This window comes from Micropruina sp. (assembly GCF_047606365.1).
Classification (GTDB): Bacteria; Actinomycetota; Actinomycetes; order Propionibacteriales; family Propionibacteriaceae; genus Micropruina.
In genome coordinates this window covers 1-3803 of record NZ_JASGEN010000055.1, presented here as the reverse complement: position 1 = coordinate 3803, position 3803 = coordinate 1, and the positions used below count along the sequence as shown (strand labels likewise).

The window sequence follows — 3803 nt, the reverse complement described above, 5'->3', positions numbered from 1 at the left end:
TGACGGCACCACCACCGCCACCGTGCTGGCCCAGGCGCTGGTCCACGAGGGCCTGCGCGCGGTCGCGTCCGGGGCCAACCCGGTCGGCCTGAAGCGTGGCATCGAGGCGGCCGTCGAGGCCGTCAGCGATCGTCTGCGTGAGCTGGCCCGTGAGGTCGCCGACACCGACGACATGGCCAACGTGGCCACCATCTCGGCGCGCGACGCCGAGATCGGCCGGCTCATCGCCGACGCCTTCGACAAGGTCGGCAAGGACGGCGTGATCACCGTCGACGAGTCGCAGACCTTCGGCACCGAACTCGAGTTCACCGAGGGCATGCAGTTCGACAAGGGCTACCTGTCCCCGTACTTCGTGACCGACCCGGAGCGGATGGAGGCCGTCCTCGAGGATCCCTACATCCTGATCAACCAGGGCAAGATCTCCTCGATGAACGACCTGCTCCCGCTGCTGGAGAAGGTCATCGGCGCCGGCGGCACCCTGTTCGTGGTGGCTGAGGACGTCGACGGTGAGGCGCTGTCCACCCTGGTGGTCAACAAGATCCGCGGCACCTTCACCTCGGTGGCCGTCAAGGCCCCGGCCTTCGGCGATCGCCGCAAGGCCATGCTCGAGGACATCGCGATCCTCACCGGCGGCAAGGTGATCGCTCCCGAGGTCGGGCTCAAGCTCGACCAGGTCGGCCTCGACGTGCTGGGCCGGGCCCGGCGCGTCGTGGTCACCAAGGACAACACCACCATCGTCGACGGTGCCGGTTCCTCCGAAGAGGTCGCCGGCCGGGTTGCTCAGCTGCACGCCGAGATCGCCCGCACCGACTCCGACTGGGACCGCGAGAAGCTGCAGGAGCGGGTTGCCAAGCTCGCCGGCGGCGTCTGCGTGATCAAGGTCGGCGCGGCCACCGAGGTGGAGCTCAAGGAGAAGAAGCACCGCATCGAGGACGCCGTTTCGGCCACTCGTGCGGCCATCGAGGAGGGCATCGTCGCCGGTGGCGGCTCGGCCCTCGTCCATGCCGCGAAGGTGCTCTCCGGCGGCCTGGGCAAGTCCGGTGACGAAGCCACCGGCGTCCAGATCGTGGCGAAGGCGGTCGTCGAGCCACTGCGCTGGATCGCCGAGAACGGCGGTGAGCCGGGTTACGTGATCGTCTCCAAGGTGTCCGAGCTCGAGCCCGGTCACGGCTACAACGCCGCCACCGGCGAGTACGGCGACCTGCTGGCGGCCGGCGTGATCGACCCGGTCAAGGTCACCCGCTCCGCGCTGGCCAACGCCGCTTCGATCGCCGCCCTGCTGCTCACCACCGAGACCCTGGTGGTGGAGAAGCCCGAAGAGGACGACGAAGACGGGCACAAGCACTGAGCCCAGCTTCGGCTGATTCGTACGATTCCCCCGCACCGGTTCGCCGGTGCGGGGGAATCTGCGTTTCCCGCCACCTCGTCCCCGTACCGTGACCTCATGTCATTCGCTGTGCCGGGGCGCGCCGGCCTCACTGCGGCGTGGAACGAGCGGCGGCTGCTCTGGGCGGCGCATCCCGGTCTCGGGGCGTTGATGACCGCCGCGCAGCTGGCGCCCGCGATGGCGAAGCTGCCACGGATCGGCTGGGTGGTCCGCGATCCCCGGCTGATCCGGAAGATCCTGCTCGACCACTCCTCGACCACCCTGCTCGGCGAGGGCGGGGTCGGACATCTGTGGGCACAGCTGCTGGGGGACTGGGTCCATGACTCGTTCGACGGCCCCGGCCATCTGCGGCTGCGGACCCGGGCGAAGGACCTGTTCAGCCAGGCGCGAGCCGAAGCCACCGTGGCAGCGGCGGCGGGTGATCTGCTCGCCGGCGTCACCGAACGGCTCCGCGCCGGCGAGGCGGTCGACGCCGCCGACGTCGGCCGGATCATGGTCGGACGGCTGATCTCCCAGCTTCTCGGGCTGGACGTGACCCCGTTCCGCGACCGCGCTGCCGCGTCCGGTCTCGACTTCGACGGCAACGGCGCCTACCGGGCGATCTTGGCCCAGGCCGAGGAGCTGACCAAGGTCGCGGTCGGAACCACCGGCGACACCCGGCTGAGCCCGTCGGCGATCGCCCACGCCCGGCGGATCATCGCCGAACTGACCGCTGACGTTCCGCAGAACTACCGCAACGCCGGACCGGCGACCCTGCTCGGCCGCTGCCGTGAACTGGGCCTGTCCGAAACCGAGGCCACCGGCCTGGCCACGCTGATGCTGGTGGCCGGTACCGGCACCGCCTCCAGCGCGATCGGACGCACCACCGCGCTGCTGGCCGACAGCGGCCAGGTGCGACGGCTGGCCGCAGCCACGGGAGCCGACCGGGCCGAGCTGTTGGAGATCGCCATCCGCGAGGGGCTGCGGGTGACCAGCCCGGCCCCGATGATCGGACGGCACGTCCGCGCCGACTTCGACGTGGACGGACGCCGGCTGCGGGCCGGCGACCGGGTGGTGGCGTTGGTCTACGCGGCCAACAGCGGAGCGGGCGGCTTCTCGCTGGACCGCGGCTACCTGCCGGAGACCCGGCAACTCTGGTTCGGTGCCGGTCGCCATCTGTGTCTCGGCTCGTCCCTGGCCAAGGCCGAGCTGCGGCTGGTGCTCGGCTCGTTCCTGGACGCCGGGCCGTGGCGGGTGGTCGAGCGGACGCGGGCGCGTGGCGTCCTGATCCCGGCCTACCGGCGGTTGCTGATCACGGCGGCGTGACGGATCCGGCGCACGGGGTCAGCCCTGCGTGGCCCGGGCGATCGCTTCGGCGCGGGTCCGGACGCCAAGCTTGGCGAAGATGGCGTTGATGTGGGTCTTCACGGTGGTCACGCCGACGAACAGCCGGCCAGCGATCTCGGCGTTGCCGAGGCCGTCCACGATCAGCGCCAGCACCTCGGCTTCGCGCCGGGTCAGCGCCGGGAAGCGTGACGCCAGGGTGTCGGCGGGCGTCACGGGCTCGTCCGGTGTCGACGTGGTGGCGGCCGCGATCACAGTGGCACCCACCTCGGCGGCGAAGGTGGCCTGACCGCGCGCCACCGAGCGGACGGCGGCGGCCAGCTCGGAGCGTCCTGCGTCTTTGGTCAGATAGCCGGTGGCGCCGGCCCGCAACGCGGCCAGGATCGACTCGTCATCGGCATAGGTGGTGAGCACCAGCACGGCGGCGTCCGGGACGTCGACGCGCAGCCGGGCGCTGGCGGCGACGCCGTCCAGTACCGGCATCCGCAGGTCCATCAGCACCACGTCCGGGTGCTCCAGGACGGCCAGCCGGACGGCTTCGGCGCCGTCCGCGGCGGTGCCGACCACCTCGATGTCGGGCAGCAGCCCGAGCACGGTGGCCAGCCCGTCGCGGATGATCGCCTGGTCGTCGGCGACCAGCACCCGGATCGGAGCAGTGTCGTCGCTCATCGCAGCCCTGCTTCGGCCCGGAGGGTGAACCAGCCGTCGGCGTCCTGCACGGTCGCCGAACCGCCGCGGGGCAAGCTCTCGAACCGTTCCCGCATGCCGATGAGGCCATAGCCACCACCGGGTGCACCCGCCGGGCGAGCGCTCGCCAGCGGGTTGCGGACGCTGAGCTGCACCCGGTCATCGTGCCACGCCAGGGTCGCCGTGACCGGGGCACCCGGAGCATGCCGGCGGGCGTTGCTCAGCGCTTCCTGCAGCGCGCGTTGCAGCGCATTCGCCTGCTCGCCGCTCAACGTGACCGGCGTGCCCGAGCGGGTCAGCTCGACCGTGCCGCCCAGGCTTCGGTGTGCGTCCAGCAGGTCGTCCACGGCGATCTCGAACCGCTCCGGCGGCCACGGCTCGAGGGCGTCCGCCGGGGCGCGCAGGG

4 protein-coding genes are annotated in these 3803 nt (G+C 71.6%); 2 read left to right on the top strand and 2 right to left on the bottom strand.

Annotated features, from left to right (window positions below; all coding sequences use genetic code 11):
• Both groL and QM624_RS07110 read left to right on the top strand, forming a co-directional pair.
• The coding region (groL, locus tag QM624_RS07115; protein ID WP_415090210.1) for a chaperonin GroEL at positions 1-1348 on the top strand (1348 nt) is incomplete at its 5' end.
• A 96-nt stretch (positions 1349-1444) separates the two neighbouring features.
• Positions 1445-2692 carry a cytochrome P450 gene (locus QM624_RS07110; protein WP_415090207.1) on the top strand — a complete coding sequence of 416 codons (1248 nt, stop codon included), beginning with the start codon at positions 1445-1447 and terminating at the stop codon, positions 2690-2692.
• An 18-nt stretch (positions 2693-2710) separates the two neighbouring features.
• Here the strand turns inward: QM624_RS07110 and QM624_RS07105 are convergent, their stop codons facing one another.
• Both QM624_RS07105 and QM624_RS07100 read right to left on the bottom strand, forming a co-directional pair.
• Positions 2711-3379, bottom strand: a complete 669-nt coding sequence (locus QM624_RS07105) for a response regulator (protein ID WP_415090205.1) — start codon at positions 3377-3379, stop codon at positions 2711-2713.
• The coding region (locus QM624_RS07100; protein WP_415090203.1) for a sensor histidine kinase at positions 3376-3803 on the bottom strand (428 nt) is incomplete at its 5' end. The genes QM624_RS07105 and QM624_RS07100, both read right to left, overlap by 4 nt.

What these genes read in the sequence shown, in the direction of transcription:
- QM624_RS07110 (WP_415090207.1), top strand. Translation starts at nt 1,445, where the DNA reads ATGTCATTCGCTGTGCCGGGGCGCGCCGGCCTCACTGCGGCGTGGAAC.
- QM624_RS07105 (WP_415090205.1), bottom strand. Translation starts at nt 3,379, where the DNA reads ATGAGCGACGACACTGCTCCGATCCGGGTGCTGGTCGCCGACGACCAG.